This window comes from Mucilaginibacter sp. KACC 22773 (genome assembly GCF_028736215.1).
Lineage (GTDB): Bacteria > Bacteroidota > Bacteroidia > Sphingobacteriales > Sphingobacteriaceae > Mucilaginibacter.
On sequence record NZ_CP117883.1, the window covers coordinates 197,478 to 223,447 of the forward strand.

Genomic DNA, 25,970 nt, shown 5'->3' on the forward strand with positions numbered 1-25,970 from the left:
AAAGGAATTTGAAAATTTGGTAATTTGAAGATTTGAAAATGAAAAAAGACAGATTTCAGATTTCAGATTTCAAATGGGCAGATGAAGGAAAAGCCCCGGAGTTATTTAAATCCCGGGGCTTTGTTATTATGAAGATGTTGGCTTTAAGCTATATGCCTTTGGCCTTCAGCTTGATTAGCAGTATTGCTCAAAAGCGCCAATCAGGTTATCGGCAATCATTTGGGCAGGGCGGCCTTCAATTTGGTAGCGCTCAATAATGTGCACCAGTTTACCATCTTTAAACAATGCCATAGCTGGAGACGACGGAGGGTAAGGCAACATATAGTTACGTGCGGCGTCTACGGCGTCTTTTTCCATCCCTGCAAAAACGGTAACCAATTTGTCGGGGTGTTTTTCATTTGCGGCAGCAATCCTGGCGGCTGGGCGGGCATTTGCGGCAGCGCAACCACATACAGAGTTTACCATTACAAATACAGTACCTTCGCTTTCAATAGCGTTTTTTACTGCCTCGGCATCTTTCAACTCCTCAAAACCAACCCTGGTTAAATCTTCCCGCATGGGGGCAACTAAATATTCTGGATACATGGTATGTTTATTTTTTTAAATTTTATCAACCACAAAAATAACAAATGATTAATAGTTTCCGTTTAAAAAACGCAATAATAACAATGTGCTGACTATGTAGCTTTATTATAACCATCAGGCCGTAAGGCGTTTGTTTATAATGACTATTGATTTGTTCGATGTTATCGTTATATTGCCAACCCTAATTTATGATTTTGATGAAACAAAAGACATCTGATATCAGTACCGTTGTTGTTATTAATAAAAACCAGCAACCTACACGGTCTTTACAAATTAAAACAAAACACCTTAACAATCTTAAACATTACGCGCTTGGCATCCTTTCGGTTGTGCTGGTTTTGGTAGGAGGTATTATTTATTTAAGATGGCAAAACCAGCAACAGGAAGTTGAAAAGCAGGCGCTAATGGCCCAGATTGTAAAATTAAAAGGCGCCGTACCTGCGCAGGTTGCAGCGCCGGCCGAGGCTAAACAAGGCAGCGCGCAAAGCTATATCCAATCGATAGAAGGTAAGCTTAAAACAATCAACGATTACCTGCGCCGCCGTGGCTTAAAAGGTTTCAGCACCAAAGGCATTGGCGGTGATAACAATACAGAAGGTAAGAAGCTAAATGATGGCGAAGTATACTCGCTGTACAATGACTACCTTAACCACCTGATGGGAACCATTGCTTTTACCCCCATGGGTTACCCGCGCATCAGCTCATTCACCTCCTTTTTTGGCTACCGCAGCGACCCTTTCGATAGCGCAAGCGCCGAGTTTCATCCCGGGATTGATTTTAAGGGCAAACGTGGCGACGAGGTGAAATGTACTGCCAGCGGCAAGGTTGTTTTTGCCGGCTGGGCCGGCGGTTATGGCAACTGCATCCGCATTCAGCATATTAATGATATCCAGACCGTTTATGGGCACCTGTCTAAGATAAAAGTAAAAGTAGGACAGGAAGTAAACCTGGGCGATGAGATTGGCCTTGTTGGCTCAACTGGCCACTCAACGGGTGCACACCTGCACTACGAAGTGCGCAGGCACGGCAAACCCGTAAATCCGGTTAATTTTTTAACACTTAATAAGTAGTAGCAAGAAGTTAGTAGTAAGTATCAAGACAGTGTTGTCGTACTTGCTATTTAATACTAAACTATAAATAACAGTGGAAGGTAGCAAAGTAAAAAAGCTGCGGTCTTTATACTTGCTACTAACTACTTGATACTAAAAAACTATGGCTATTTTCGGTAAAAAAGACAAAGTATCGCTCGACCTGCAATCGATATCAACCCTCATTAGCGAAGGCTGCGAAATTGGTGGTAATTTTAAAGCCCCGGCGTTTGCCCGTATTGACGGACAGGTAACCGGCGACGTTACTGTTGACGAAGGTATTATCCTTGGCGAAAAAGGCGTTGTCAATGGCAATATCAATACCAAAGAGATTGTGGTTTACGGTACAGTTACCGGCGATATCCAGACCTCATCCCTTGAAATACGAGCCACCGGCAAAATCACCGGCACCATAACCACCCAAACCCTGCTGGTTGAAACCGGCGGCGTTTATAATGGGTTGTTAAGCATGGGGGTGGTGGAGAAGTAGTAGCGTCGTCTATCCCCAATGTCATTTCTCCTCGTACCTCTTCGTTCGACAACAGGGCGTAACTTGCCCTATGGCAACTAATAACCCCTTAACTTGCGGCCTATTTCATTTTAACCCGGATATGATTTAAATTTGCTGCACAAAATTGAAAACGATATGTCATCAGTAGAAACTGCTTTTGTTAAATACAAGGTAAAAGACCTTTCACTGGCCGAATGGGGCCGCAAGGAGATTGAACTGGCCGAGGCCGAAATGCCGGGCCTGATGGCTTTGCGCCAGGAGTACGGTCCAAGCCAGCCGTTAAAAGGTGCCCGTATTGCCGGCTGCCTGCACATGACCATCCAAACCGCTGTTTTAATTGAAACTTTAATTGCACTTGGCGCCGAAGTTACCTGGTCGTCATGTAATATATTCTCAACCCAGGATCATGCGGCTGCTGCTATTGCTGCTGCCGGTATTTCTGTTTACGCCTGGAAAGGTATGAACGCCGAAGAGTTTGACTGGTGTATTGAGCAAACCCTTTGGTTTGGCGAAGACCGCAAACCGCTGAACATGATATTAGACGATGGCGGCGATTTAACCAACATGGTGTTAGATCGTTTCCCTGAACTGATTGCTGATATTAAAGGTTTATCTGAAGAAACTACTACAGGTGTACACCGTTTATATGAGCGTATGAAAGCGGGTACATTACCAATGCCTGCAATTAACGTTAATGACTCGGTTACCAAATCGAAATTTGATAACAAATATGGTTGCCGCGAATCGCTGGTTGACGCCATCCGCCGCGCAACTGATGTAATGATGGCCGGTAAAGTAGCCGTTGTTTGTGGTTATGGCGACGTAGGTAAGGGTTCTGCAGATTCATTGCGTAACTCTGGTGTGCGTGTTATCGTTACCGAGATTGACCCTATCTGCGCATTACAGGCAGCTATGGAAGGTTTCGAGGTTAAAAAATTAGGTACTGCTATTAAAGAAGCTGATATTGTTGTTACTGCAACTGGTAACAAAAACATCGTTCGTGAAGAGCACTTCCGCGCTTTGAAAGATAAGGCAATTGTTTGTAACATCGGTCACTTTGATAACGAGATTGACATGGCCTGGTTAAACGGCGCTTATGGCAACACCAAAATCGAGATTAAACCACAGGTTGATAAATATACCATTAATGGCAGCGATGTTATCGTTTTAGCAGAAGGCCGCTTGGTTAACTTAGGTTGCGCAACAGGCCACCCAAGCTTTGTAATGAGTAACTCGTTCACTAACCAAACTTTGGCTCAGTTAGAGCTTTGGACAAACGGTGCCGCTTACGAAAACAAAGTGTACACCTTACCAAAACACCTTGACGAAAAAGTTGCCCGCTTACACCTTGCCAAAATTGGCGTTGAACTGGAAGTTTTAGACCAGGACCAGGCCGAATATATTGGCGTAACTGTTGATGGTCCGTTTAAACCGGAGTACTATCGTTACTAATTTTTTAGGTAAAAGGTTAAAGGCGAAAGCTGAAAGGTTTTTGCATGGATATAAAAGGCATGGTTTTACGACTGTGCCTTTTTTTGTTTGAGAAAGGCATCTGCTAACGATCCTATTCTGCCTTCGTTATGCCACTATACATTAAATTTCCATCCTGAAACTTATATGCTAATTTTGATGACAGAACACATTTCACATCAACCCTGATACCATGCCTATCAAAAAAATCCACATCAATTTAATTTATCTCGTCCTTGCTTTTTGGTCAACGGCCGCATTAGCAGCCGAAATAAAAATCACCAATCCCAAAATGACCATGGTACTTAACTACGGTGGTAAGGCAAGTATCACCTCGCTGGTGGTTAATGGGCAAAAAGTAATAAGCAGTGCCGATGGGGTGTTTACATCGGTGAACATTAATGGCATTACGTATTCGTCGCTGCATTTAAAGAAAACGCCGGTATTATTAAAAACAGGCAATGTTTATAAGCTCAGCAACATAAGCTATGGCGATAAAAGCTTCACCATAACTGAGAACTGGATTTTTACCATCAACGATAAAGCCATCAGGTGGACAATCGAACGAAGTTCAAACAAGCCATTGCAGGTAAATGAATCTGCTGCGCCTGTATTTAATTTTGATAACATAAATACATGGGAAGGCGCTTACCAGGGTTATGGCGGGCTGGCCTGGTTTTACCTTTTTAACGAAAAACTGTGTACCTACGGCGTGCACACCCGGTCGTCTGATTTTTGGAACAGTAAAACCGGTAACGGTTTAAATATAACCGTGGCTGCCCCGGGCAAAAACGTGGCTATGAAATATAGCCGTACTGCCGATGATAAACTTGCTTACACCATAAGTGTAAGCAATAATGAAATGGCATTAAAGCAGGATAGTGACACCCAAAGGCGCAGGTTTTTAAGAGGGCGTACCGATGTTTGGGCGCCATTTAATCTTGCGGCCGGGCCGGGCAGCCAAAGTATTACCCTTAGCTATTTTAATTTTGATGAAAAGTATGGCCGCGGTAAATTTAGTGGTGTTGATGGCGCTAAAGTTGGCGCGGTGCTTAACACCATTGCCCGCATAGGGGTAATTGATTCGCTGCATTTTGGCGGTAATAGTTGGGCTACACCTTATGGTCCTATTTGCCTGCATGAGCAATATATAGCGCAGCTTGGCCTTGCCATAAATGACGCTAAATATTTAAAGGGCGATGAAACCTGCCTTGATTATTACCGCGATCACGCCATAAAACCCGATGGCCGGGTATACCCGCGTTGGGCTTACACTAATGAGGATGCCATGCCTAATCAATTTAACAGCGACGGTTTTTACGAGGCACAATGGGGCATCCTGATGGATTCGAACCCCGATCTGGTGATAAATGTTGCCGACCTGTATGATATGACGGGTGATAAAAGCTGGGTTAAGCAACACCAGCTGTCGTGCGAGAAAGCTTTAGATTGGATACTGAAACGCGACAGCAATAACAATGGGCTGGTTGAAATGATGACCGATAACCATACCCAAAAGCGCAGCAGCGATTGGATTGATATTGTTTGGGCGTCGTACGAAAATGCTTTTGTAAACGCCAAGCTTTACCACGCGCTGGTAAAATGGGCCGATATTGAGCAGCAATTAAATAACGATGCCAAGGCAACTTACTATAAAAACTTTGCTGCTAAACTAAAGGAAAGCTTTAACAAGCCGACTGCCGACGGCGGTTTTTGGGACCAGGAAAAAAGCTGTTATGCTTATTGGATTGATAAGGACAAAAGCGTGCATGGCCGCAATATGGTAACACCGGTAAACTTTATGGCCATTGCCTATGATATTTGCAATAAGGATGCCCGCAAGCAAACAATACTGGATAATATTGAAATGCAAATGCAACAGGAAAAGCTTTTCTTTTGGCCCTTGTGTATGACAACATATTTGCCGGGCGAAGCTAAGGAATACCAATACCCTTTTCCATCCTATGAAAATGGCGACTTGTTTTTATCGTGGGGGTCTATCGCGGTAAAAGCCTATGCCGAATATAAACCAGCCCTTGCCCTTAAATATGTGCGCAATGTGCTGGAGCAATATGGTAAAGATGGTTTGGCTTTTCAGCGTTATGGCAGGATAAAACAAGATGGCCTTGGCGACGATATCCTATCTGGCAATAGCCTGGCTATAGTGGGCTTGTACCAGGCCATTTATGGTATCAATCCTTTGTATAATCGTTTTTACCTCAACCCTCATATCACGCCCGAACTTGCGGGCACCGTGTTGAATTACAGGTTCAGGGATAAAAAGCTAACTATCAACCTCGATAATGATAACTATGCCGTGGCCGACGGGAAATTTAAGGTAACCGCAAAACAAAGCTTCGGTTTTAATAGTACCAGTACCCAGTTATCATACTTTAATGGCGGCAGCCCCGCTGTTGCTTTGAATGCTGCTTCGGCAGGTAATTTAACCATCGATATAAAAAACTGGGATGGCGATAAAATGGAATGGCATCAGCAGGCGGCCAAACCGGTTACCTATGTTTTACATCAATTAAACCCGAATACGGATTATAGTTTTGCAGTTAACGGGAAACAGACCGAAGTTTTAAAAAGTGATGTAAACGGCGAATTGAAGATAAACTATAAATCCGCCACGGCAAATGAAGATATGATGCTTAGTAAATTGAATTAAGAAGACATCTTTAACGCAAAAAAGCAGCGGAATTTCTCCCGCTGCTTTTTTCATTTATATCGTTTATTGTTATTTAACGGGGATAATATCTATAATAACAGTCCGGTTGTAAAACCGCTCTTCAACTAAATTATTTTCAAAGGGTGCGTTGCCTGCATCTTCGCCAAATCCTATAGTTTCGAATTTTACATTGGTCTTGCCTGCTTTGGTTAAGGCTTGCTCCAGTGTATGCTGCACATCCATAGCGCGGGCTTTGGATAATTTCATGTTGTGATCTTCTTCGCCTATGTTATCAGTATGGCCATGAATAATAACTGTTGATCCATCAGTAATTGAAGCGGATACAACATCGGCCAAAAACTTGTCATAGGATACAATGGCGTTTGATCTGTCAAAATCATACAGGATGCTATAGCGCAGGCCTTTGGTTGGTGTTTCGTCCTGGCGTATCAAATGCACAGTGCTTTCTTTCTTTACAGGAATACCGGCACGGGTTTCGCCCGTCATTACAATTTTGTAATCGCCCGAAGGGTTGCTGCCTAAGATAGTTGTACCCGGAATGCTGGCCTGGTCATCAATAAATGGTCCGAAGTGCTGAACGGTACCTTTATCATCTGTAACATCTACAGACCATGATTTAAGCAACTGTTTGGCGCTATCGATATTTAAAATCACCTGACTATCAAGTGGATTGGCTTGTGTAGCATTTATTTGAACTGGCTTCATCATGTCGCCGCCCACCTCGGTCAATAATTCGGGCGAGGTGCTGGTAATATCAACACGGCGGTCGCCTGCACGCAGCAATACCAATTCTTTAGTGCCACCCGGTTGTTCCGACGGGATAAGCGGCCTGTTACGGCCGGCAATGGTTATTCTTGATGCATCAACTGCAAATTGGGTAACCAGGTATTGTTTTACAGCTTGTGCCAGTTCTTTACCATCTGCAGGACCTTTAGCCGATGCACCGGTTAGCACAATTACAGCGCCTGGGTTTGCCCTTAACCTATCGCCCAAAATATTCAGGATGTTGTGATAAACATTCAGCTGCCTTGCAGACCGGCCGGCCGTGTTATCGGCCTGCTCATTTTGCAGTTGCTGTTCTTTGAAAGTAATTGCCTGATCTGTTGACAACGTAATATATCTGGCAGGGATCTGGGCCGATCCTTCATCAAAAAACACCGAATTACGCAAAGGCAGCGTTTCGCTCACCTGGCGTTTTAAAGGTACTGCTGTTGGTGCGGTTACCGTAAAAACAAATACATGCATAGGTGCCGGTACGCTGGTTACCGTTTTAGGTGCAATTTTTGAAGCTTTACCAAATTTAAGCGCTATCCCGGCGCGTAGCGTGGTAACCGACCAGCTTTCGATACTGCGCGGCTCCTGTCCAAAGTATGGATGAAAAGAGACAAATGGCGAGATGCTCACCTTGGTAGTACTACTTGCCGGCGAAACCATAATATCGTAACCGGCGCCAACCTGGCCCGAGATGAGGGTTTTGTGCATGGCGCTTAACTGGCCATTTGTATTTGGTTGCCTAAGCTGGGTGTACTCAAAATCTTTACTGATGTTAAAAGCAACCCTTGGGCCGGCAAAAAAGTATAAACCGGTTGAAGGCACCGTTAAACGCAGGCTTGGTTCAACAGCAATATAGCTGGTGTTGGTTTCTAAAGTAGCGGGGCAATTACAGGGGGCCACCACATCTTTAAATTTGCCACCGCGGCCATCATAAGCTACGTTAAGCATTACACCCAACACACTTGCCGGGCGGTATTCCATCAAAATAGACCCATAAGGGCGTACATCATGGCCTTTATGAAAGGCGGTAGGCGCTATTAATGAATTGTTTAACCGTTGGGTGGTGCCATCGTAAAAGTTAAAATTTGCAGCGCCGGATACACCAAACCACCATGTTGGTACAGTAGTGGTTTGTGCTTTAACCGTTATGCCGGCCATAGCAACCATCAAACAGCAGATGATGGTTGTTTTAATTATTTTATTGATTGGTAACATGAGATGTTTCTTTTAAATATGTTGTTGACAGATAGTATTCAATCCCCCAAATAGGGATTGAATACTGTTGATACTGATGTTGGCTTATTGTGGTACGTTAACAGTGGTATTTACCATAGTAACCGAAGCTACCAGGGATATTGCCCTGCCATTTAATACCGTTTGTACCGCGTTGCCGGCTGTTGAAAAGGTGATGCCTGCACTGGATATGATAGTACCCGTCATGATGCCGCCACCCGCGCCGTTGATTACAGCCGAACTGCCTACGTACCAGTAAACGTTTTTAGCAAGGCCGCCATTTTTCATAATAACACTCCTGGCACCTGCCGGGCCTGCTGTACCTACCGTAAGGCCGGCAGCTGTCTGGAATACCCATACTGCGTTAGGGTCGCCTTTGGCATCCAGCGTAAGGTCGCCATTGGTTACTTTGAATGTGCCGCTTGCGGATTTATATACGCCGGGGGCTAAAGTTAAGCCGCCTAATTCGCCTGCGCCCGGGTCGATACCACCTGGTTTCGAGGCTGGGGATATACTGTTGTAAGCTATGGTGGCATCAAGCAACCCTTGTGTAGCAACCGCAAAAGAGGTAGCAGTACCTGGGGCTGGTGGCGCTGTAAATATGCCGCCCTTAACATTACCCTTGTTTAGTGGTGTTTCGGTATAAATATCGGCAGTTAAACCATCATGGAAACCGGTAACCAGGGTTGATGCGGCCGTTGTGCCTATCGCACCGTTATTGATTACTGTGTTTAGGCCCTGGTTGGTTACGCCTGCATTACCGCCGAAAGCGCCAAATTTTGCAGCATCACCCAAAAGTGGGGGTATAATGATTACGTTGAGCGTAAAGTTGGCCGTTACATGTTTGTTGGCACTCATAACAATAGTTAACGGGTTATTGGTGCTTGTTGCATCGCCGCTCCACGAGGTAAAGGTATAGCCGGGGCTTGCTGTTGCCGTTGCGCTTGCTGATGAACCTGCAGCGTATGCACCTGATCCGGTTGTTGAGCCGCCTGCTGCCGGGCTTGATTTTAATACCAGTGCAAATTGCGATGCCGGTATAGCTTTAAAGTTGGCCACTAATTTACGGTTGGCTGCAAGTATAAACTGGTAGCTTGAGCTTGTAGAAGCCACGTTGCCGTTATCTGTCCAGTTCACAAAGGTAAAGCCGTTATTAGGGTCGGCGGTTACGGTTACGATGGTACCGGCGTTGTAAGCGCCAGATCCGCTGGTTGTACCGCCAATAGCAGGGCTCGAGGTAAGTACTACCGCAAATTGCGATGCAGGTATCAGTTTAAAGTTGGCAACCAATGCCCGGTTACCCGCCATGGTAAACTGATAGCTGGAACTTGTTGAAACAATAACTCCATTATCAGTCCAGTTGGTAAATATGTAGCCGGTATTGGGCGTTGCACTAACAGTTACGGCAGATGCTTGTGCAAATGTGCCTTCACCTTCGGTAACACCGCCAAGGGTAGGCGTTGCTGTTAGCGTAATTTGCGGAATGGTAGTAAATGTCCAGGTATAATCGCTTACCATCGCGGTACGCAAAGTGTCGGTTACTGCTGCCTTTATAGTGCCCGTATAAATAGCGAAAGGCAGCAGGGGCTGGCTTGGGGTAAAAGTAAATACTGTGCCGTTGGTGGCGTTTGTTATGGTACCTGTAACAACAGTAGCGCCTTGTTTTATTATAAATGTTTTGTCGGTAATTGTTGACGGCGCCATGCTGGTGTTAAAGGTTACCGAGATGGCTTTGTTTAAAACAACGTCAACAGCTTTATCCGCCGGGTCGGTTGCCACCACCACCGGGCAGTCGCCCTTGATTTCGCCTTTATAATTGTCCTTTTTGCACCCGGAGGTTAACATAGTAATAAGTAACACCAACGACAAAATTGCACCGAATGTTTTGGAATAACCGCCGCGCTGACGCATGCAGATGACTTCCATTGGCATAGTAAATGTTTTTTTCATGAATATATTATTGAAAGATAAATTGTAAAGTCCCGGGGTCCTATTGGGTCAGATTGCAGGATGGTACAAACTTATGGCTACCTGGCGGCAGGCATGTTATACAACTTTTTGTATTAGTTATATAATTCACACATTAGCAAAGCTGCTTTGGTTTTGAAAATCAAAATGTTTAAACTGCGAGGGTGTTAAACCGGTAACTTTTTTAAACTGGGCAGATAGGTGCGCCACACTGCTGTAATGCAGTTTCCACGAAATTTCGGTAAGGGTTAATTCATCCTGCCATATTAACTGTTTTACCAGTTGAATTTTATTCATGATGATAAACTGTTCAATAGTGGTGCCCTGCACATCCGAGAAGGTATTGGCCAGGTAAGTATAATCGAGGTTAAGCTTGTTGCTCAGGTAATCGGAGAAGTTGGTTTTTAACGGAATTTCTGAATGAAAGATCAAATCGGTAACTACCTGCTTTATTTTTTCAACCAGGATGTTTTTCTTATTATCCATTAATACCAGGCCGTATTTTAATAAAGCGATGCCCGCCTGCTGAATTTGGGCCAGCCCCACATCACCGGTAATAATTGCCCTTCCCTGGTCAATAGCGGTGCATTTGAGCCCTGCCCTTCGCAATTCGAATTCGACGATAATTTTGCAGCGGCTGCTCACCATGTTTTTTATAAAGAGGTTCATTGTTTCCTTGTATTACAAAACAAGTGCCTCCGAAAGTTTTTTGCCAATCGCAGCCTGTGTTAATAAAATCATCCCCATATATTTTTATTAGATAATGCCCCGCGGATACGAAAAGGGCATTAATACCGGTGCTGAACACGGGTGATTAAATTTGATAGTGGGTACGATTGGTAAAACCGCAAGTTGTAATTTATGCCAATAATGAGTAGAATACAGGATTTCTTTAGTCTTTTAACGAAAAATTGGTCTTGTAGGCCGTTGCAAAAGTGCTTTTCATATGCCGCTATTGAATGATGATATACCGGGTTAAATAAATACCGGTACATCATTATTCAACATGATGTTGGTAATCAAAATTCGTCGGTAGGTACTTTCAGGTTCTTCCGGTATCCATCAAGCCGTTTTTGCAAATCGGCGGTAAGTTTTTCATACCCGGGTTTGCCAAAAAGGTTATGAAGTTCCTGCGGGTCGGTTTTTAAATCGTAAAGCTCATTACAGTCAATATCCGCATCATTAGTTACGTAGCCCGCATTGTTGAGCAGCTTAAGAACAGTATATTCCCTGTAGCCGGGAGTTGTTTGGTATTTGGTGGTTGCGCCACGCATGCCGCCCTTGCCATAAAAATGAATCAGTTTATAGCGTTCGGTACGTATACCATCGTGCTTGCGCACAAGGTGAAATGCCGGGTAATCATAGTAGTGATAATATAAGTCACTGCGCCATCCCGCAGGCTTAGGCCCCTTAAATGTTGGATCGAGCGAAGTGCCACTCATTTGTTCTGGCTTTTTAATGCCCGCGAGCGATAAAAATGTTGGTGCATAATCAATATTTTGTACCAGGGCTTCGCTTTGCGTTCCTGGTTTTATAGCCTTTGGATATCTGATCAACAGGGGCGTCCGGAATGATTCCTCGTACATAAACCGCTTGTCAAACCAGTTGTGCTCGCCTATATAAAACCCCTGGTCTGATGTATAAACAACCATAGTATTGTTTTCCAGGTTATTATCCTTCAGGTATTTCAAAATTGCGCCTACACCGTCATCTACCGATTTAATACAGCGCAGGTAATCCTTTAAAAACTCCTGGTATTTCCATAATGCAAGCGCCTTCCCGGTCAGTTTAGCGTTTATGAACTGCTGGTTTCTCAACTTATAATGCTTATCCCACGCGGCACGCTGCTCTGGTGTTAAACGGCCAAGTTCGCTCATTAAAAACGTATAAGAAAGTTTATCATATGGGCTTACCAATTGATCTTTCAGCTCTTCCACTTTCAAATCCTGAACCAGTTCCATATCATTGCTTATTGACATTTTTTGAGTCTTGGCGGCGTCGCACCGCGATTGGTAATCATCGAAAAAAGTTTCGGGGACAGGAAAATTCACATCGTTGTACAAATCAAGGTATTTGCCGGGGGGCATCCAATTGCGGTGGGGGGCTTTATGGTGTATCATTAAGCAAAAGGGTTTGCCCTTATCCCGTTTTTCTAAAAAATCAAGGGCATGTTCGGTAATAAGGTCTGTAGCATAGCCCTGTTCCTGTACAAATTTATACCCGGTTTCGGGGCCTTTAAAAGTGGGGTTATAGTATTTGCCCTGATCGTCAAGTATGTGGTAGTAATTAAATCCCTTAGGGCTTGTAGACATATGCCATTTGCCAACAATGGCCGTTTGATATCCAGCCTGTTGAAGCAACTCGCTAAAGAATACTTTCGATGAGTCGATGCCCTCGGCAAGCTGGCGCTGGCCATTTTGGTGGCTGTACAAGCCTGTCATAAGGCAGGCCCTGCTGGGAGTGCAAAGCGAGTTTTCTACGAAGGCTTTTTTGTAAATGATGCCTCCGTTTGCAATTTTATCAATATTAGGGGTGGGTGCCAATTTGGAAAGCATCCCGCCGTATGCGCTGATGGCCTGGTAGGAGTGGTCATCGCTCATAATAAAAACTATGTTGGGTTTTTTGGCAGCATTTTTTTTGTTCTGCCTAACTTGCGCCTGTACCAAAACGCTTGTAAGGGCTACAGTAAACATTGTTGCCAGGCAAAACTTGGCCAAAAAATACCGCTCCAAAAACTTCTGAAATTTCATAGGTCAACAATTTAGGTTATTATCAAATTTTGTTACATTCAATGATCTATAGCCGCTGTGCAACTAAATATACGGGTATGTTTAGTTAATTAGCATGTAATATTCGGTTGTTTTTATTAAAACCAGGTATGCCGAAAGCGATAACAAATATTAATAAACTTTGGGCAAACTGTGAATATTTGAAAATTAAATTTAAACAGGTAGTGAGAAGTATATTTAGGCACCAGTCCCTGTAAAAAAAATAAAATTTCCAAAATAATTGTGTTTTTGACACTTTTAAATTAATATTGGCATCGGATTCGCCGGGCGTATAAAATTGCCCCGGTTTGATATCAAACACCATTATAACCTGTATATTTTTAAAGAAAAGACTTATTACGTATGAACATCCTGAAATGCACGCGGCTTTTTTTAATTGTATTTTCAACAATATTTGCACATGCGTCAGGCGTTGTTGCTCAGTCGGCCGGTAACAAGCCCGCTAAAAAGGCCACTAAAGCAAATGCGTATTCGGCGTATTTGTTTACCTATTTTACCGGCAGCAAAAAAGGCGAAGCTATCCGGTTTGCCTTAAGTAATGATGGTTACCACTACCGCGCTCTTAATAATAACCTGCCGGTTTTAAGTTCGGCGGCTATAAGTACAACAGGAGGCGTACGCGATCCGCACATCCTGAGAGGGGCCGACGGGAAAACGTTTTACATGGTGGCTACCGACATGAATACCGAAAAGTACGGCTGGGGGCCGGACACGGCTATGGTACTGATGCAATCTACCAATTTAATCAACTGGACATCGCATACGGTTGTTGTGCCGCAGGTATTTAAGGAGTTTGAAGGTGTGAACCGGGTGTGGGCCCCCCAAACTATTTACGACCCCAAGCTGCACAAGTACATGATATATTGGTCGATGCGTTTTGGTAACGAGCCCGACAAAATTTATTATGCCTATGCCAACAAAGATTTTTCGGGCCTGGAAACCGCACCTAAACAACTATTTTTTAAACCCGACAACGGTGCCTGTATTGATGGGGATATTGTTTATAAAGACGGCAAATATCACTTGTTTTTTAAAACAGAAGGTTCGGGATCTGGAATCAAAATTGCCGTATCGGATAAGCTGACCGAAGGTTATGTGTTGATAGATAAATATGTTCAGCAAACCAAATCGCCGGTAGAAGGCGCCGGTACTTTTAAACTGAACAATAGTGATGCCTATATACTAATGTATGACAGATATACCGAAGGTAAATACCAGTTTACCCGCACTACCGACCTGGAACATTTTACTGCTATTGATAACGAGGTAACCATGAATTTTCATCCGCGTCACGGTACTGTTATGCCGGTTACTGCGCAAGAGGCTGCCCGCCTAACCGCCAAATGGGGAAGCACAGATGATGTAATGCTGTCGCCCCGGTCGGGCCAGGTAAAAAAGATTAACATTGTGTTAGATTCTGCCACTCACACTCTCACGTTGCCGGTACTGCCTGGCACGGGTTTAAAGGCATTTAATCCGGCGTTCAATGCGTTGCCCGGTATTACTGTGACACCAACCGCGGCACAAAACTTTACCAAAGGCCCGGTAAAATATACAGTGACCATCAAAGGGAAAAAGCCTGAAACCTATAATGTACAAGTACAGGAAAATCACAACCCGGCAATTGAAGGCTACTATGCCGATCCCGAGATATTGTATGCCGAAAAAACGGGCAGGTTTTATTTGTACCCTACCAGCGATGGTTTTGACGGCTGGAGCGGCAATTATTTTAAAGCCTTTTCATCGGCCAACCTGGTTAACTGGAAGGATGAAGGTGTGATACTTGATTTACCCAAAGATGTAAGCTGGGCAAAAAAGAATGCCTGGGCGCCCTGCATTATCGAAAAAAAGATAAACGGCAGCTATAAATATTTCTACTACTTTGCTGCCGCCCAAAAAATTGGCGTAGCTGTGGCCAATGATCCGGCTGGTCCTTTTGTTGATTCGGGGAAACCGCTGCTTGATAGTTTGCCTGCGGGTGTAAAAGGCGGCCAGCAAATAGATGCTGATGTTTTTACCGACCCGCAAACAGGCAAGAGCTATTTATACTGGGGCAACGGTTATATGGCCTGCGCCGAGTTAAATGACGATATGGTATCGCTAAAAGCCGGTACCACAAAGATATTAACACCCGACAAGCATTATAACGAAGGTACTTATGTAGCTTACCGTAAAGGCATCTATTATTTTATGTGGTCGCAAAACGATACGCGCAGCCCCGATTACACCGTGCATTATGGTACATCCAATTCGCCCGTTGGGCCAATAACGGTACCGGCAAACAATGTGGTAGTTGCCAAAAATGCTAAAGAAGGCATTTACGGAACCGGGCATAATTCGGTTATACAGATTCCCGGCCGCGACGAATGGTATATTGTATACCACCGCTTTAATTACCCCAAAGGCATTACCATGGGCGATGCCGCCGGCTACAACCGCGAGGTTTGTATAGATAAGCTGGAGTTTAATAATGATGGTAGTATAAAGGAAGTGGTACCTACGCATAAAGGGATAAGCCCTGTTGTTATAAGCAAATAGGGTTGCGTTAATAGTGTTAAGTCCAGAGTCAGAAGCTAAATTTATTCTTTTTTGGCTGGATTCAAGACTTAACACTTTTGGCTAAAAACTATCCATCACCCGTTATCCGGGATTTGTATTTTATCAATTGTTAATGATAAGGCTGTACAAATTTTAAATTAGTATAAGGCACTACACATTTATTATACACTATTGTACACTTTTAATACAACTTGCAAATGGTGCAATAATAATCAGTTAAATGTTCTGATATTTAGCTAAACGAGATTAATTAGGGGTGGGAAGGCTTGAGTCGTGTCGGTCTTCCCATTATTTAAGCGATAATCATAAGGCCGCAACGCAGGTATGCACTAAAGTGCGCACACAATTACCTTATTTGTGTTTATTGCCAATCATCTTACCGGGGTTTTTGTCTCTCGCTATTGCGTCTCTTTAACAAAGCAAACTGGTTGGTTAATATCCATGCTAATACTAATAATATGGCATAGAAGCCAATATTTTGCCATATTCCTCCAACAGTTAGGTAATCAGTTAAACTTATGAGGATAATGATTGACATTGTTTTATTAATAGATGATTAAATTAAATTGCCTGTTAAGACAAACATTGCTTTTCGAATCAAATTTAATGTGTTATTTAATCTAAGTGAAAGAAAATAATCACCCGCAAACGTGATACTTATCACGTTTTTATCATACTTATATCATATGTATATAATACGCTGTTTCTGTAATTTTGCACATGAGCCTAAACAGGATTTTTCCGATCGAGAAATGGAACTTTATTACGGCCTCTGCTTTAAAGTTGTTGACAGTTGATGACTATAACCGTTTGCTTATAAATAGCACTTGTCATATCTATAAAAAAGGAGAAATAATTTTCAGGGAAAATACTTTGCCGGCCGGGGTTTTCCTGATGGTTAATGGTAAGGTAAAGAAATATAAAGTTGACCACGCCGGAAAAAAGCAGACCATATATGTTGCCGGTAATGGAGAATTGGTGGGTTATCACGCCGTACTTTCGAGGGATCGTTATTCCGACTCGGCAGCAGCATTGGAAGCCAGCCGGATATATTTTATTCCTATCGAAGACTTTATGTTTACCATAAAAAACTGCCCTCCCTTTGCACAGCAGTTGCTGGGTGCTTTAAGTCATGAGGTTATGGTTTTGGCAAATACTGTTTTGGTGTTTGCCAAAAGGAACGCAGCAGAGCGGCTCGCGATAGCGTTAATTGTGCTTCGCGAAAAATACAAAGAGGACACTGTTAATCCAAACGTGGCCCTGACGATTTCAAGGGCCGACCTGGCCGATATAACCGGCATTGCCGAAGAAAATGTAACCCGACTGCTCAAAGAATTCAAAGATGAAAGCTTATTAATCAGGGAGGGCCGAAAGATTGTGGTTACGGATATTAAAGGCCTGGTAAAACGGGCCAATTACAGATAGTATTATCCATTTGTCACGAACGAATCAGACGTGATTTGAATGGCGGGGGCGAGGAGAAATTAGACGCCCTGCATCACGATTAACCGCTTGGAATCCAGGGCGTACAAGATTTTTCGCTACGCTCAGGATATAGCTTCTCTTTCGCGCCACACAATCCTACCGCGTGCGCTATCGACATTTTCGTTTAGTTAAAAAATGTGTACACAATAGTTCTATGAACAGGAAAACACCTTTGTTGGGTGAATGGTTAATCGGGCTAAAATATTCTTATATGGTGAGTGGTTGATTGCTGTTCGCGGCAATCAACTACTCACCTAATCCGGCCCAATAAACTTGCCCTTAAATAATTAACACTAAGCTATTGCCAGAAATTTTGAAAACCGTAACTTTGCAAACTTAATTTTGTTATAACAATGTCAAAAACCCAGGCGAATACCAAAGTTGCAACACCGGATACTACTTTCGGCCAGAGTGGCAACTTCGTACGCGAGAATCAAAAAAGCTTACTTTTTATAGGCGGTGCTGTAGTGGCCCTTATTGTAATTTACTTTTTATACCTTAAAGTGTACTTAGGTCCGCTGGAAACCAAGGCTGCCAATCAAATGTATGTTGCGCAGGATTTTTGGGCTAAAAAAGACTGGGACAAAGCCATCAACGGCGATGCCAGCTACCCGGGCTTCAAAAAAATAATAAGCGATTACAGCAATACCAAAGCTGCAAACCTGGCTTATTTTTACCTGGGCACCGCTTACCTTAACAAAGGCGAATACCATAAAGCGATAGAAAACCTGACCAATTACCGCGGCGATGACAGTATGGTTGCTGCCGAAGCTTTTGGAAGTGCAGGTGATGCTTATGTTGAACTGAAAGATTACAGCAATGCCGCAACCTATTTTAACAAAGCTGTTGATAAGGCAAAAAATAAATTTTTATCGCCGCTTTACCTTAAAAAATTAGGTTTGGTTTACGAAGAAACCAAAGACAATAAATCGGCAAGCGAGGCTTACAACAGGATTAAAACAGAATATCCTGAAAGCGCCGAAGCACAAAATATTGACGAGTACATTGCTCGTGTAGACGCGAAGCTATAATTTCGGATTTCGGAATTCAGATGTTCGATTTCGGATTTGCAGATTGGTAATATTACCTTTGGCAAATCAGGAATCGAACATTTGGTTTATAACCACCTGTCATGCTGAGTGGTAAAATTTCCGAAACTCTGAAGGGGAATGACAATCAAAAATAAACGACTGTCATCCTGAGGTACGAAGGATCTAGTGGCGAACTTTTCTATCGGTCAGGCACAGCTGATAGATCCTTCGTGCCTCATCAGGATGACAGGTTAAAAAAATAACGACAATAAACAATGGCATCGCAATTAAAAAACCTTTCAGATTTTTCGCATACTACCATACCATCTGCGACGCCGTACCGTTTTGGCATTGTGGTGGCCGAGTGGAACGCCGAAATTACCAACGCGCTATACCAGGGCGCTTACAATAGCCTGGTTGCCAATGGGGCTTTAGCCGATAATATTATGAGTTATACGGTACCCGGCAGTTTTGAGCTTACATCCGGCGCCGACCTGCTGCTAAAAACCGGAAAGCTTGATGCCGTAATTTGTTTGGGTTGCGTAATACAGGGCGAAACCCGCCACTTTGATTTTATTTGCAATGCGGTTGCAAATGGTGTAAGCAATGTTGCCATAAAATATGCAAAACCTGTTATATTTGGGGTATTAACTACTGATAATCAGCAGCAGGCTATTGACCGCGCGGGCGGAAAGCATGGCAATAAAGGCGACGAAGCCGCAATTACCGCTATAAAAATGGCAGCGCTGGCCGAAACATTGAAGGGTTGATTTACGTTATACTGTTAAGCACAAAACACAATGAAAAAATTTATTTACATAGCTATTATAGCGCTTGCGGCTGGTAGCATATCGTCATGCTCTAACAAATTATGCCCTGCTTATGGTTCATACCCTAAGAGTGGCCGCTAACAGGAAAATGTCATTTTTGTAATCTGCCGACCACTATCGGCAGATTTTGTGTTATAATTACGTTTGTGACAGAGTCAAGAGGTTAGAATAAAGAGTTAAGACAAAAATAAAATATTACAGTCAGGCAATGTATGCCCATGTAATATTTATAAAAACATCTTATACCTTTTAGCAGAAATTGCATACATCATTGCAGCTATCTTGATACTAAATACTAAAAAAAATGAACTGGATATTGCTTACGTCGGCCGACCAGCTGCACGAGATAAAGAACCGTAATGGTTACAGCCTGATTTTTAAACATAGCACCCGCTGCTCTATCAGTATGATGGCCAAGCGCCGTTTTGAGCTGGATTGGGAAGACCTTCCCGAAGATATGCCCCTTTACTTTTTAGACCTGATTAGCTACCGCGAGTTATCGGCCCAGGTAGCCCAGCTTTTTCATGTTCACCACGAGTCGCCGCAATTGTTACTGATCAAAGACGGCGAGTGCGTGCTTGATCAATCGCATGGCGCCATTTCTGTAGAAGAAGCGCTAAGTGTTTTAAATTAATGTCCCTGGCAGGCAGCCAGCAGCCTGCCAGCCTATAGTGCCGGCGATACAATACGTTTTTACCGACGGCAGAAGGCCCGTTTTCTTATGAAATTGGGGCTGTAATTGTTTTAGGAAGCCGTGCTTACCTCTCCCTGATAGTATCTGCATCAAGTTTTATTAAAAAGCGCACAATCCGGTGAGCAATATTTTCAGTATTGATATCCGCCGGAAGTCCTGCCAGCTATTGACGTATAGAAAGTTCAATAGACGTGTGAAAATATTCGAAAAAAAATTCTGAAAAAAATTGCGTAGTTAAATAGCTACATTTATATTTGTAGTCAAATAGCTACGCAATGAATTTAAGACGAGACGTGTTTCAAGCCATAGCCGATCCAACAAGAAGGGCTATATTGCTGTTGGTTGCCTCACAATCTATGACGGCAGGCGCAATAGCATCAAACTTTGACACTGCGAGGCCAACAGTTTCAAAACACCTGCAAATACTTACCGAGTGCGAATTACTTGAGCAAAAGCAAAACGGCCGGGAAATATACTATTACATTAATGCAAAGAACATGAAAGAAGTAGCCGACTTTATTGAGCCATTCCGCAAGATGTGGGATGACCGGTTTAACAAACTGGAAGATATCATGAAAAACTATCAATCAAAAAAATAGCATATATGGAACTGAAAACAAAAATAGATGCCGGGGAAGGTCAACAGTACCTGGTGATTACCAGGGAATTTGATTTGCCGTTAGAATTACTGTTTAAAGCTCATGTAGAGCCCGAAATTGTTGAGCAATGGATGGGGACCAAGGTTTTGAAGCTCGAAGGCAAAAAGCACGGCAGCTGGCAATTCGAAACATCTGATGCCAAAGGGAACGTAGTGTTTAGGGCCAATGGGGTTATCCACGAGTTTGTTCCGGAGCAAAAAATTACCCGCACATTTGAAATGGAAAACACGCCTTTTCCTGTTCAGCTTGAGTTTTTGGAATTTGAGCGGCTTACCGATGCTACCAGTAAGATCAGCATCCGCATTGTATATAAATCAGTTGAAGACAGGAACCAATTGCTGAAGCTGCCCTTTGCCCAGGGCCTTAATATGGCGCATAACCGGTTGCAGGATATAGTAAGCAAATTAAAATAATACACATCATGACAAAAAAAAATAAAATCATTTATTGGGTTGCCACTATCTGGCTTGCATTAGGTATGGTATCAACCGCGGCAGTACAATTGCTTAAAATGAAAGAGGGGCAGGGCGGGGTTGATAGTATAATACACCTGGGTTACCCCGTCTATTTTTTAACCATAATAGGTGTTTGGAAATTTTTAGGGGTTATAGCGGTGCTGATACCTAAATTTACTTTGCTGAAAGAATGGGCTTACGCCGGATTTTTCTTTGTGACATCGGGGGCGGCATTTTCGCATATTGCGTCAGGCCATCCGGCTATTGAGATATTTCCGTCATTATTATTGTTAATCCTGACCGTAGTGTCGTGGTATTTCAGGCCTGCCGATAGAAAGATCAATTCAGTTAACCAATAAAAACGAATAGCATGAATCTAAATTTGTCGCCAGAACATCGCGAAGATCTACTCAAAGTATTGGAAGCCCGCTTTGAGAAAAACAAGAACCGCCATAGCAGTGTTGAATGGATTAATGTACAAGCAAAGCTGGAAGCGGATACAAAAAAATTATGGTCGCTTAACGAAATGGAAAAAACCGGCGGCGAACCGGATATTGTTGCTTATGATAAAAGCACAAACGAGTACATTTTTTTCGATTGCTCGGCCGAAAGCCCCAAAGGTCGCAGAAGCCTTTGTTATGACCGTGAAGCGCATGAGGCAAGAAAAGAATTTAAACCGGAAAATAACGCCGTTGACATGGCGGCTGCCATGGGTATTGAGCTTTTAACAGAAGAGCAATACCGGGAATTGCAAAAGCTTGGGAAGTTTGATTTGAAAACATCGAGCTGGGTAAAAACACCTGCCGGTATCAGGAAACTTGGCGGGGCTGTTTTTTGCGATCGCCGTTATGATACCGTATTTCTTTATCACAACGGGGCCGAATCCTATTATGCTGCCAGGGGTTTCCGTGGCTGGCTAAAAGTGTAAATTTGTGCAAGCGATAAATTTAAACCCGAGAATATGATAAATCCTAAGGTTGATTTTTATTTTAACAAAGCCCAAAAGTGGCAACAGGAACTGGAACGGCTGAGAATGATTGTTCTTGACTGTGGCCTTACCGAAGAATTGAAGTGGGGCGTTCCTTGCTACACTTTTCATAAAAGTAACGTTGTTTTAATACATGTATTTAAAGAGTATTGCGCGGTTTTGTTTTTTAAAGGCGCGTTGTTAAATGATGCCAATGGTATTTTAATACAACAAACAGAAAATGTGCAGGCGGCGCGGCAGGTGCGCTTTACCAACTTAACGGAGATAGTTGAAGTAGCCTCCATCCTGAAAACCTATATTTATGAAGCTATTGAAGTAGAAAAAGCAGGTTTGAAAGTAGAGTTTAAAAAAACTGCAGAATTTACAATTTCTGAAGAGTTTCAACATAAATTAGATGCGATGCCCACCCTTAAAATGGCATTTGATGCATTAACCCCCGGACGGCAAAGGGCATACATGCTGCATTTTTCGGCCCCCAAACAAGCCAAAACCCGGCAGGAAAGGGTTGAAAAATGCATACCGCAAATTCTTAACGGAAAAGGCTTAAATGATTAATCTTGATAACAGATAACCAATCTTTAAAGGTCATCACTGCATCATGCTGGCCTTTGAAGTTTTAAAAATGGGATTGGGAAATTAAATTCTATATACTTACCAGGTGCCATGCGTTAAATGCACCTTTTTACGGGCAGCTATAATCAACCGCCTGAAACGAGACTATAACCATTATATACTACCCAATTTGTTTTAGGCATACCATTTAAGGCCCGCACATGGGCAGTTTTTTTTGCCTGGCTTACTTGCTATCGTACCCGTCGCCATTGCAATTTTAAAATATTCTGAACTGGCCAATATCACTTCGCGGCCAAATTTTTTAACGGGTTTATACCTGTTATTTTGAAACTAAAACCTGTTTTGCTCAAAACATAACCTTGACTGCTCATTATGCGTTAAAGACCAATAAGTTAAATAAACACGCTAATTAATTGGCTTATACATGGAAAATGTTTCTTTCGAAAATACTTTAATAAGCAACACCGGTATACAGGTACTGATTAGCGGCAGCCTGGAGATCAGGGATGCTGCCGAAATAAAAAATGAGCTTTTGTTGCTCCTTACCAATCATGGCCACGTTGAGTTGCATTTTAAAAATATCGAAAAAATAGACCTCACAGCTTTACAACTGCTCATGGCCTTATCGCGAAGTGCATCAGACCAGGGCAAAAAAGTTGACTATATTTTTGAGCCAACGGCATACATCAGCGAAGTGTTAAATAATTCGGGGTTTAATAAATTCATATCTGTTTAATGAACGGTGCAAGCAAAACAGTGTTATTGGTTGATGACTCTGAAATGGTGATAAGGTTGATAAGCTCCATGCTTAAAAAAGCAGGCTACCAGGTTTTAACCGGTTGCGATGGCGAAGATGCTTTAACTCAATTTGATAAAAAAAATATCGACCTGGTGATTACCGATCTTAACATGCCCAATAAAGATGGCCTGCAACTGATTAACGAGATAAGAAACATGCAGTATTACCGCTTTTTACCTGTTGTGCTATTTGTTTCGGATAGTACCATCAGTATTCGCGATTACATCAAAACTTCTGGCGCAACTGTGTTATTGAACAAAGATGCTATCAAAGAAAAATTGGTTTCCACGGTTAAAAAAATGATAGGATAATGGACCAATACCAACAAAACTTTAGCGACGATGCCATGGAGGTGATAGCCGACATGGAAAAGAGCCTGCTTTTAATGGAAACCAGTCCGGACGATCCTGCGCTGATACAGCAGGTTTTTAGGGCCATGCATACCTTAAAGGGCAATAGCTCGATGTTTGGCTTTAAGGTAATTACAGAATTTACTCACCACCTTGAATCAATATACGAGCACGTACGTAGCGGGCAGAAAAAAATCACCAAAGAAATTATTGATGTTACCCTCGATTCGCTTGACCACTTAACTTACCTGGCAAAAAACCAGGGCGAATTGGATATTCAGCATCAAAAAACACACGATAGCCTTACTGCAAGGGTAGTGAAAATTTTGAAGGATATTTTGGCCGGAGTAAACATAGAAAGCAACCCGCTTGGCCCGGTTGCCCAAACAGCAGCATATGAAAATAACGGGTTAAAAAATTATCACATCATTTTTGCGCCCGATAAAGAGATATTTTACAATGGCACTAATCCTGTTTACCTGTTAGAGGAATTGCAAACACTTGGTAACTGTACAGTTATTCCAAATATCGACGACATCCCTTCGTTGCAGGATATCGAGCCAACATATTGTTACACCTCCTGGGATATTTACCTTGCTACCGGCGTTGATATCGATACCATCAGGGAGGTGTTTGTTTTTGTTGAAGGCCGGTGCAAGCTCGAAATTAATTTAATGCCCCAGCCCGAAGAGGCCATGCTGCAGCAAAATGAGAGCGCCGGCTATCCCGAAGAAGCTAAAGATGTTGTGCCGCAGGTTTCAAAAACGGCAGCTGCAGAACCAGTCAAAAAAAACGTGATATCGAGCATCAGGGTGCCATCCGAAAGATTAGACAGCCTCATGAGCCTTGTAAGCGAGTTAATGACCTTACAGGCCAAGCTTGGCACACTTACCGACCAAAACCCGCAATCGGAGTTATTGGCAGTTACCGAAAACCTCGAGAAAATATCAACCAGGCTTCGGGACAACGCATTTAGTATGTGCCTTGTGCCTATTAAAAATATGCTCAACCCGTTTAACCGCCTGGTTAGGGACCTGGCCAACGAACTGAATAAAGAAATAGACTTTGTTACCGAAGGTACCGATACCGAACTGGATAAAAACATTATGGAGGGCCTGGCCGACCCAATCATGCACCTGCTCAGAAACAGTATCGACCATGGCATTGAGTACCCGGATGACAGGGTTAAGGCCGGAAAAAAAAGGCACGGCCAAATTTTATTTAAAGCCTTTTGCGCCGGGGTTAATGTTTACATCGAAATTCAGGATGATGGAAAAGGCATCGATCCGCAAAAAATAAGGGATAAGGCCATACAAAAAGGAATTATTGGCAAAGATGAAGTACTGAGCGAAAAAGAAATTTTCAACCTTATTTTCCTCCCCGGTTTTTCAACTGCAGAACAGGTAAGTGAAATTTCGGGCCGGGGTGTGGGTATGGATGTTGTAAAACGCAGGATTGAAGATATCAGGGGGCAGATTAAAATAACTTCTCAGCCAAATACCGGCACAACCATTACTATAAAATTACCAATCACGGTATCTATTATTGATGGCCTGCTGGTAAAAATTAACGATGTTTCATTTGTTATTCCGCTGGCGGCCGTCGATCGTTGTTTTGAAGCGCCTGCCGTGCAGCAACTAAACCGCTTCAACAACCTCATCATACTTGATGGCGAACAAATCCCTTTCATCAGCTTAAGCGAAGAATTTGATGGCAAAGAAAACCTGTCGGGTTCGCAGGAAATCATATTGGTATACTACGATGAAAAAAGGGTAGCCTTAATTGTCGATAATATCGTTGGGAAATTTCAGGCCGTTTTAAAGCCGCTTGGGAGATATTTCCAGAACATGGACCACATTTCGGGGGCAACCATATTGGGGGATGGCAAAATTGCTCTTGTATTAGATACCAATAAAGTTGTTGAAGAATACTTACACCAAAAACGCCTTGCAATATGTCAATAAAACTGCAAACACAATCTTACTTAACGTTTAAGCTTCAAAACGAGCTTTTTGCTATCAACGTGGGCGATGTATTAGAAATTTTAGAAATGAGCCCTATTACTAAAGTGCCCAAATCGCCGGCATTTATGAAAGGGGTAATTAATTTACGGGGCAACATTTTGCCCGTAATGGATGCCCGCAACAAGTTTGCCATGCCCGACGCCGAATTTACTATTGATACCTGCATTGTGGTATTGAATATCGATAGCGGAAAAGAACCATTACTGGTAGGCGCCATTGTCGATTCGGTACAAAAGGTAATCGATATTCCTGATGAGGACATACAGGTTTCGGCAAGTATGGGCGCTATGTACCGCGAAGATTTTATAACCGGCATTGGAAAGGTAGAGGATAATTTTGTGATGATATTAAATATCGATAAAGTTTTCTCGGCCGACGATGTGTATGCCATTACTGAAAGTTAATATTAAAAC

Annotated in this window: 23 protein-coding genes; 18 read left to right on the forward strand and 5 right to left on the reverse strand. The window is 42.9% G+C overall.

The window, feature by feature from the left end; genetic code table 11:
- Positions 1 to 174: 174 nt before the first annotated feature.
- The gene (locus PQ469_RS00840; RefSeq protein WP_274211292.1) at positions 175 to 585 is read right to left on the reverse strand and encodes a BrxA/BrxB family bacilliredoxin; all 411 of its coding nucleotides are present in this window, start codon (positions 583 to 585) and stop codon (positions 175 to 177) included.
- A gap of 197 nt (positions 586 to 782) precedes the next feature.
- Between PQ469_RS00840 and PQ469_RS00845 the strand changes: the two genes are divergently transcribed.
- The 4 genes from PQ469_RS00845 (at position 783) to PQ469_RS00860 (ending at position 6,325) form a co-directional block, all read left to right on the forward strand.
- Positions 783 to 1,655, forward strand: a complete 873-nt coding sequence (locus PQ469_RS00845) for a M23 family metallopeptidase (RefSeq protein WP_274211293.1) — start codon at positions 783 to 785, stop codon at positions 1,653 to 1,655.
- A gap of 142 nt (positions 1,656 to 1,797) precedes the next feature.
- On the forward strand, positions 1,798 to 2,163 hold the full coding sequence (locus PQ469_RS00850; RefSeq protein ID WP_274211294.1) for a bactofilin family protein: 366 nt from the start codon (positions 1,798 to 1,800) through the stop codon (positions 2,161 to 2,163).
- Between the two features lie 156 nt (positions 2,164 to 2,319).
- Positions 2,320 to 3,636, forward strand: coding sequence for an adenosylhomocysteinase (gene ahcY / locus PQ469_RS00855; RefSeq protein WP_274211295.1), 1,317 nt, complete (start codon positions 2,320 to 2,322; stop codon positions 3,634 to 3,636).
- Positions 3,637 to 3,847: 211 nt separating this feature from the next.
- Positions 3,848 to 6,325: an alpha-L-rhamnosidase-related protein gene (locus PQ469_RS00860; RefSeq protein ID WP_274211296.1), complete on the forward strand. Its 2,478-nt coding sequence runs from the start codon at positions 3,848 to 3,850 to the stop codon at positions 6,323 to 6,325.
- Between the two features lie 69 nt (positions 6,326 to 6,394).
- Here the strand turns inward: PQ469_RS00860 and PQ469_RS00865 are convergent, their stop codons facing one another.
- From PQ469_RS00865 to PQ469_RS00880, 4 genes are all read right to left on the reverse strand, one after another.
- On the reverse strand, positions 6,395 to 8,335 hold the full coding sequence (locus tag PQ469_RS00865; protein WP_274211297.1) for an OmpA family protein: 1,941 nt from the start codon (positions 8,333 to 8,335) through the stop codon (positions 6,395 to 6,397).
- Positions 8,336 to 8,419: 84 nt separating this feature from the next.
- Positions 8,420 to 10,303: an ice-binding family protein gene (locus PQ469_RS00870; protein WP_274211298.1), complete on the reverse strand. Its 1,884-nt coding sequence runs from the start codon at positions 10,301 to 10,303 to the stop codon at positions 8,420 to 8,422.
- 126 nt (positions 10,304 to 10,429) lie between these two features.
- Positions 10,430 to 10,990, reverse strand: a complete 561-nt coding sequence (locus PQ469_RS00875; protein WP_274211299.1) for a helix-turn-helix domain-containing protein — start codon at positions 10,988 to 10,990, stop codon at positions 10,430 to 10,432.
- Between the two features lie 350 nt (positions 10,991 to 11,340).
- Entirely contained in the window at positions 11,341 to 13,071 is a 1,731-nt protein-coding gene (locus PQ469_RS00880; protein ID WP_274211300.1) for a sulfatase family protein, read from the reverse strand.
- A gap of 381 nt (positions 13,072 to 13,452) precedes the next feature.
- Between PQ469_RS00880 and PQ469_RS00885 the strand changes: the two genes are divergently transcribed.
- The 14 genes from PQ469_RS00885 (at position 13,453) to PQ469_RS00950 (ending at position 25,961) form a co-directional block, all read left to right on the forward strand.
- Entirely contained in the window at positions 13,453 to 15,648 is a 2,196-nt protein-coding gene (locus tag PQ469_RS00885) for a glycoside hydrolase family 43 protein (RefSeq protein WP_274211301.1), read from the forward strand.
- Positions 15,649 to 16,389: 741 nt separating this feature from the next.
- Positions 16,390 to 17,094 (forward strand): Crp/Fnr family transcriptional regulator, encoded by a 705-nt coding sequence (locus PQ469_RS00890; RefSeq protein WP_274211302.1) that lies wholly within the window; start codon positions 16,390 to 16,392, stop codon positions 17,092 to 17,094.
- Between the two features lie 413 nt (positions 17,095 to 17,507).
- The gene (locus PQ469_RS00895) at positions 17,508 to 18,185 is read left to right on the forward strand and encodes a tetratricopeptide repeat protein (RefSeq protein WP_090640830.1); all 678 of its coding nucleotides are present in this window, start codon (positions 17,508 to 17,510) and stop codon (positions 18,183 to 18,185) included.
- Between the two features lie 275 nt (positions 18,186 to 18,460).
- Positions 18,461 to 18,955, forward strand: a complete 495-nt coding sequence (gene ribH, locus PQ469_RS00900) for a 6,7-dimethyl-8-ribityllumazine synthase (protein WP_274211303.1) — start codon at positions 18,461 to 18,463, stop codon at positions 18,953 to 18,955.
- A gap of 364 nt (positions 18,956 to 19,319) precedes the next feature.
- Positions 19,320 to 19,649 carry a bacillithiol system redox-active protein YtxJ gene (ytxJ, locus tag PQ469_RS00905; protein WP_274211304.1) on the forward strand — a complete coding sequence of 110 codons (330 nt, stop codon included), beginning with the start codon at positions 19,320 to 19,322 and terminating at the stop codon, positions 19,647 to 19,649.
- A gap of 335 nt (positions 19,650 to 19,984) precedes the next feature.
- On the forward strand, positions 19,985 to 20,308 hold the full coding sequence (locus PQ469_RS00910) for an ArsR/SmtB family transcription factor (protein WP_274211305.1): 324 nt from the start codon (positions 19,985 to 19,987) through the stop codon (positions 20,306 to 20,308).
- Between the two features lie 5 nt (positions 20,309 to 20,313).
- Positions 20,314 to 20,781: an SRPBCC family protein gene (locus PQ469_RS00915; protein WP_090640842.1), complete on the forward strand. Its 468-nt coding sequence runs from the start codon at positions 20,314 to 20,316 to the stop codon at positions 20,779 to 20,781.
- Between the two features lie 8 nt (positions 20,782 to 20,789).
- Positions 20,790 to 21,182 carry a DoxX family protein gene (locus PQ469_RS00920; protein WP_274211306.1) on the forward strand — a complete coding sequence of 131 codons (393 nt, stop codon included), beginning with the start codon at positions 20,790 to 20,792 and terminating at the stop codon, positions 21,180 to 21,182.
- A gap of 11 nt (positions 21,183 to 21,193) precedes the next feature.
- Positions 21,194 to 21,751: a DUF4256 domain-containing protein gene (locus PQ469_RS00925; RefSeq protein WP_274211307.1), complete on the forward strand. Its 558-nt coding sequence runs from the start codon at positions 21,194 to 21,196 to the stop codon at positions 21,749 to 21,751.
- A gap of 33 nt (positions 21,752 to 21,784) precedes the next feature.
- A complete protein-coding gene (locus tag PQ469_RS00930) occupies positions 21,785 to 22,366 on the forward strand; it encodes a YdeI/OmpD-associated family protein (RefSeq protein ID WP_337993750.1) in 582 nt (193 codons plus the stop codon).
- A 442-nt stretch (positions 22,367 to 22,808) separates the two neighbouring features.
- Positions 22,809 to 23,120 (forward strand): STAS domain-containing protein, encoded by a 312-nt coding sequence (locus tag PQ469_RS00935; protein ID WP_274211308.1) that lies wholly within the window; start codon positions 22,809 to 22,811, stop codon positions 23,118 to 23,120.
- Positions 23,120 to 23,494 carry a response regulator gene (locus tag PQ469_RS00940; RefSeq protein ID WP_274211309.1) on the forward strand — a complete coding sequence of 125 codons (375 nt, stop codon included), beginning with the start codon at positions 23,120 to 23,122 and terminating at the stop codon, positions 23,492 to 23,494. Before PQ469_RS00935 ends, PQ469_RS00940 begins: the two co-directional genes overlap by 1 nt.
- Positions 23,494 to 25,497, forward strand: a complete 2,004-nt coding sequence (locus PQ469_RS00945) for a chemotaxis protein CheA (protein ID WP_274211310.1) — start codon at positions 23,494 to 23,496, stop codon at positions 25,495 to 25,497. Before PQ469_RS00940 ends, PQ469_RS00945 begins: the two co-directional genes overlap by 1 nt.
- Positions 25,488 to 25,961 carry a chemotaxis protein CheW gene (locus tag PQ469_RS00950; protein ID WP_090640859.1) on the forward strand — a complete coding sequence of 158 codons (474 nt, stop codon included), beginning with the start codon at positions 25,488 to 25,490 and terminating at the stop codon, positions 25,959 to 25,961. Before PQ469_RS00945 ends, PQ469_RS00950 begins: the two co-directional genes overlap by 10 nt.
- Positions 25,962 to 25,970: the final 9 nt, after the last annotated feature.

What these genes read in the sequence shown, in the direction of transcription:
- PQ469_RS00840 (WP_274211292.1), bottom strand. Translation starts at nt 585, where the DNA reads ATGTATCCAGAATATTTAGTTGCCCCCATGCGGGAAGATTTAACCAGG.
- PQ469_RS00845 (WP_274211293.1), top strand. Translation starts at nt 783, where the DNA reads ATGAAACAAAAGACATCTGATATCAGTACCGTTGTTGTTATTAATAAA.
- PQ469_RS00850 (WP_274211294.1), top strand. Translation starts at nt 1,798, where the DNA reads ATGGCTATTTTCGGTAAAAAAGACAAAGTATCGCTCGACCTGCAATCG.
- ahcY (WP_274211295.1), top strand. Translation starts at nt 2,320, where the DNA reads ATGTCATCAGTAGAAACTGCTTTTGTTAAATACAAGGTAAAAGACCTT.
- PQ469_RS00860 (WP_274211296.1), top strand. Translation starts at nt 3,848, where the DNA reads ATGCCTATCAAAAAAATCCACATCAATTTAATTTATCTCGTCCTTGCT.
- PQ469_RS00865 (WP_274211297.1), bottom strand. Translation starts at nt 8,335, where the DNA reads ATGTTACCAATCAATAAAATAATTAAAACAACCATCATCTGCTGTTTG.
- PQ469_RS00870 (WP_274211298.1), bottom strand. Translation starts at nt 10,303, where the DNA reads ATGAAAAAAACATTTACTATGCCAATGGAAGTCATCTGCATGCGTCAG.
- PQ469_RS00875 (WP_274211299.1), bottom strand. Translation starts at nt 10,990, where the DNA reads ATGAACCTCTTTATAAAAAACATGGTGAGCAGCCGCTGCAAAATTATC.
- PQ469_RS00880 (WP_274211300.1), bottom strand. Translation starts at nt 13,071, where the DNA reads ATGAAATTTCAGAAGTTTTTGGAGCGGTATTTTTTGGCCAAGTTTTGC.
- PQ469_RS00885 (WP_274211301.1), top strand. Translation starts at nt 13,453, where the DNA reads ATGAACATCCTGAAATGCACGCGGCTTTTTTTAATTGTATTTTCAACA.
- PQ469_RS00890 (WP_274211302.1), top strand. Translation starts at nt 16,390, where the DNA reads ATGAGCCTAAACAGGATTTTTCCGATCGAGAAATGGAACTTTATTACG.
- PQ469_RS00895 (WP_090640830.1), top strand. Translation starts at nt 17,508, where the DNA reads ATGTCAAAAACCCAGGCGAATACCAAAGTTGCAACACCGGATACTACT.
- ribH (WP_274211303.1), top strand. Translation starts at nt 18,461, where the DNA reads ATGGCATCGCAATTAAAAAACCTTTCAGATTTTTCGCATACTACCATA.
- ytxJ (WP_274211304.1), top strand. Translation starts at nt 19,320, where the DNA reads ATGAACTGGATATTGCTTACGTCGGCCGACCAGCTGCACGAGATAAAG.
- PQ469_RS00910 (WP_274211305.1), top strand. Translation starts at nt 19,985, where the DNA reads ATGAATTTAAGACGAGACGTGTTTCAAGCCATAGCCGATCCAACAAGA.
- PQ469_RS00915 (WP_090640842.1), top strand. Translation starts at nt 20,314, where the DNA reads ATGGAACTGAAAACAAAAATAGATGCCGGGGAAGGTCAACAGTACCTG.
- PQ469_RS00920 (WP_274211306.1), top strand. Translation starts at nt 20,790, where the DNA reads ATGACAAAAAAAAATAAAATCATTTATTGGGTTGCCACTATCTGGCTT.
- PQ469_RS00925 (WP_274211307.1), top strand. Translation starts at nt 21,194, where the DNA reads ATGAATCTAAATTTGTCGCCAGAACATCGCGAAGATCTACTCAAAGTA.
- PQ469_RS00930 (WP_337993750.1), top strand. Translation starts at nt 21,785, where the DNA reads ATGATAAATCCTAAGGTTGATTTTTATTTTAACAAAGCCCAAAAGTGG.
- PQ469_RS00935 (WP_274211308.1), top strand. Translation starts at nt 22,809, where the DNA reads ATGGAAAATGTTTCTTTCGAAAATACTTTAATAAGCAACACCGGTATA.
- PQ469_RS00940 (WP_274211309.1), top strand. Translation starts at nt 23,120, where the DNA reads ATGAACGGTGCAAGCAAAACAGTGTTATTGGTTGATGACTCTGAAATG.
- PQ469_RS00945 (WP_274211310.1), top strand. Translation starts at nt 23,494, where the DNA reads ATGGACCAATACCAACAAAACTTTAGCGACGATGCCATGGAGGTGATA.
- PQ469_RS00950 (WP_090640859.1), top strand. Translation starts at nt 25,488, where the DNA reads ATGTCAATAAAACTGCAAACACAATCTTACTTAACGTTTAAGCTTCAA.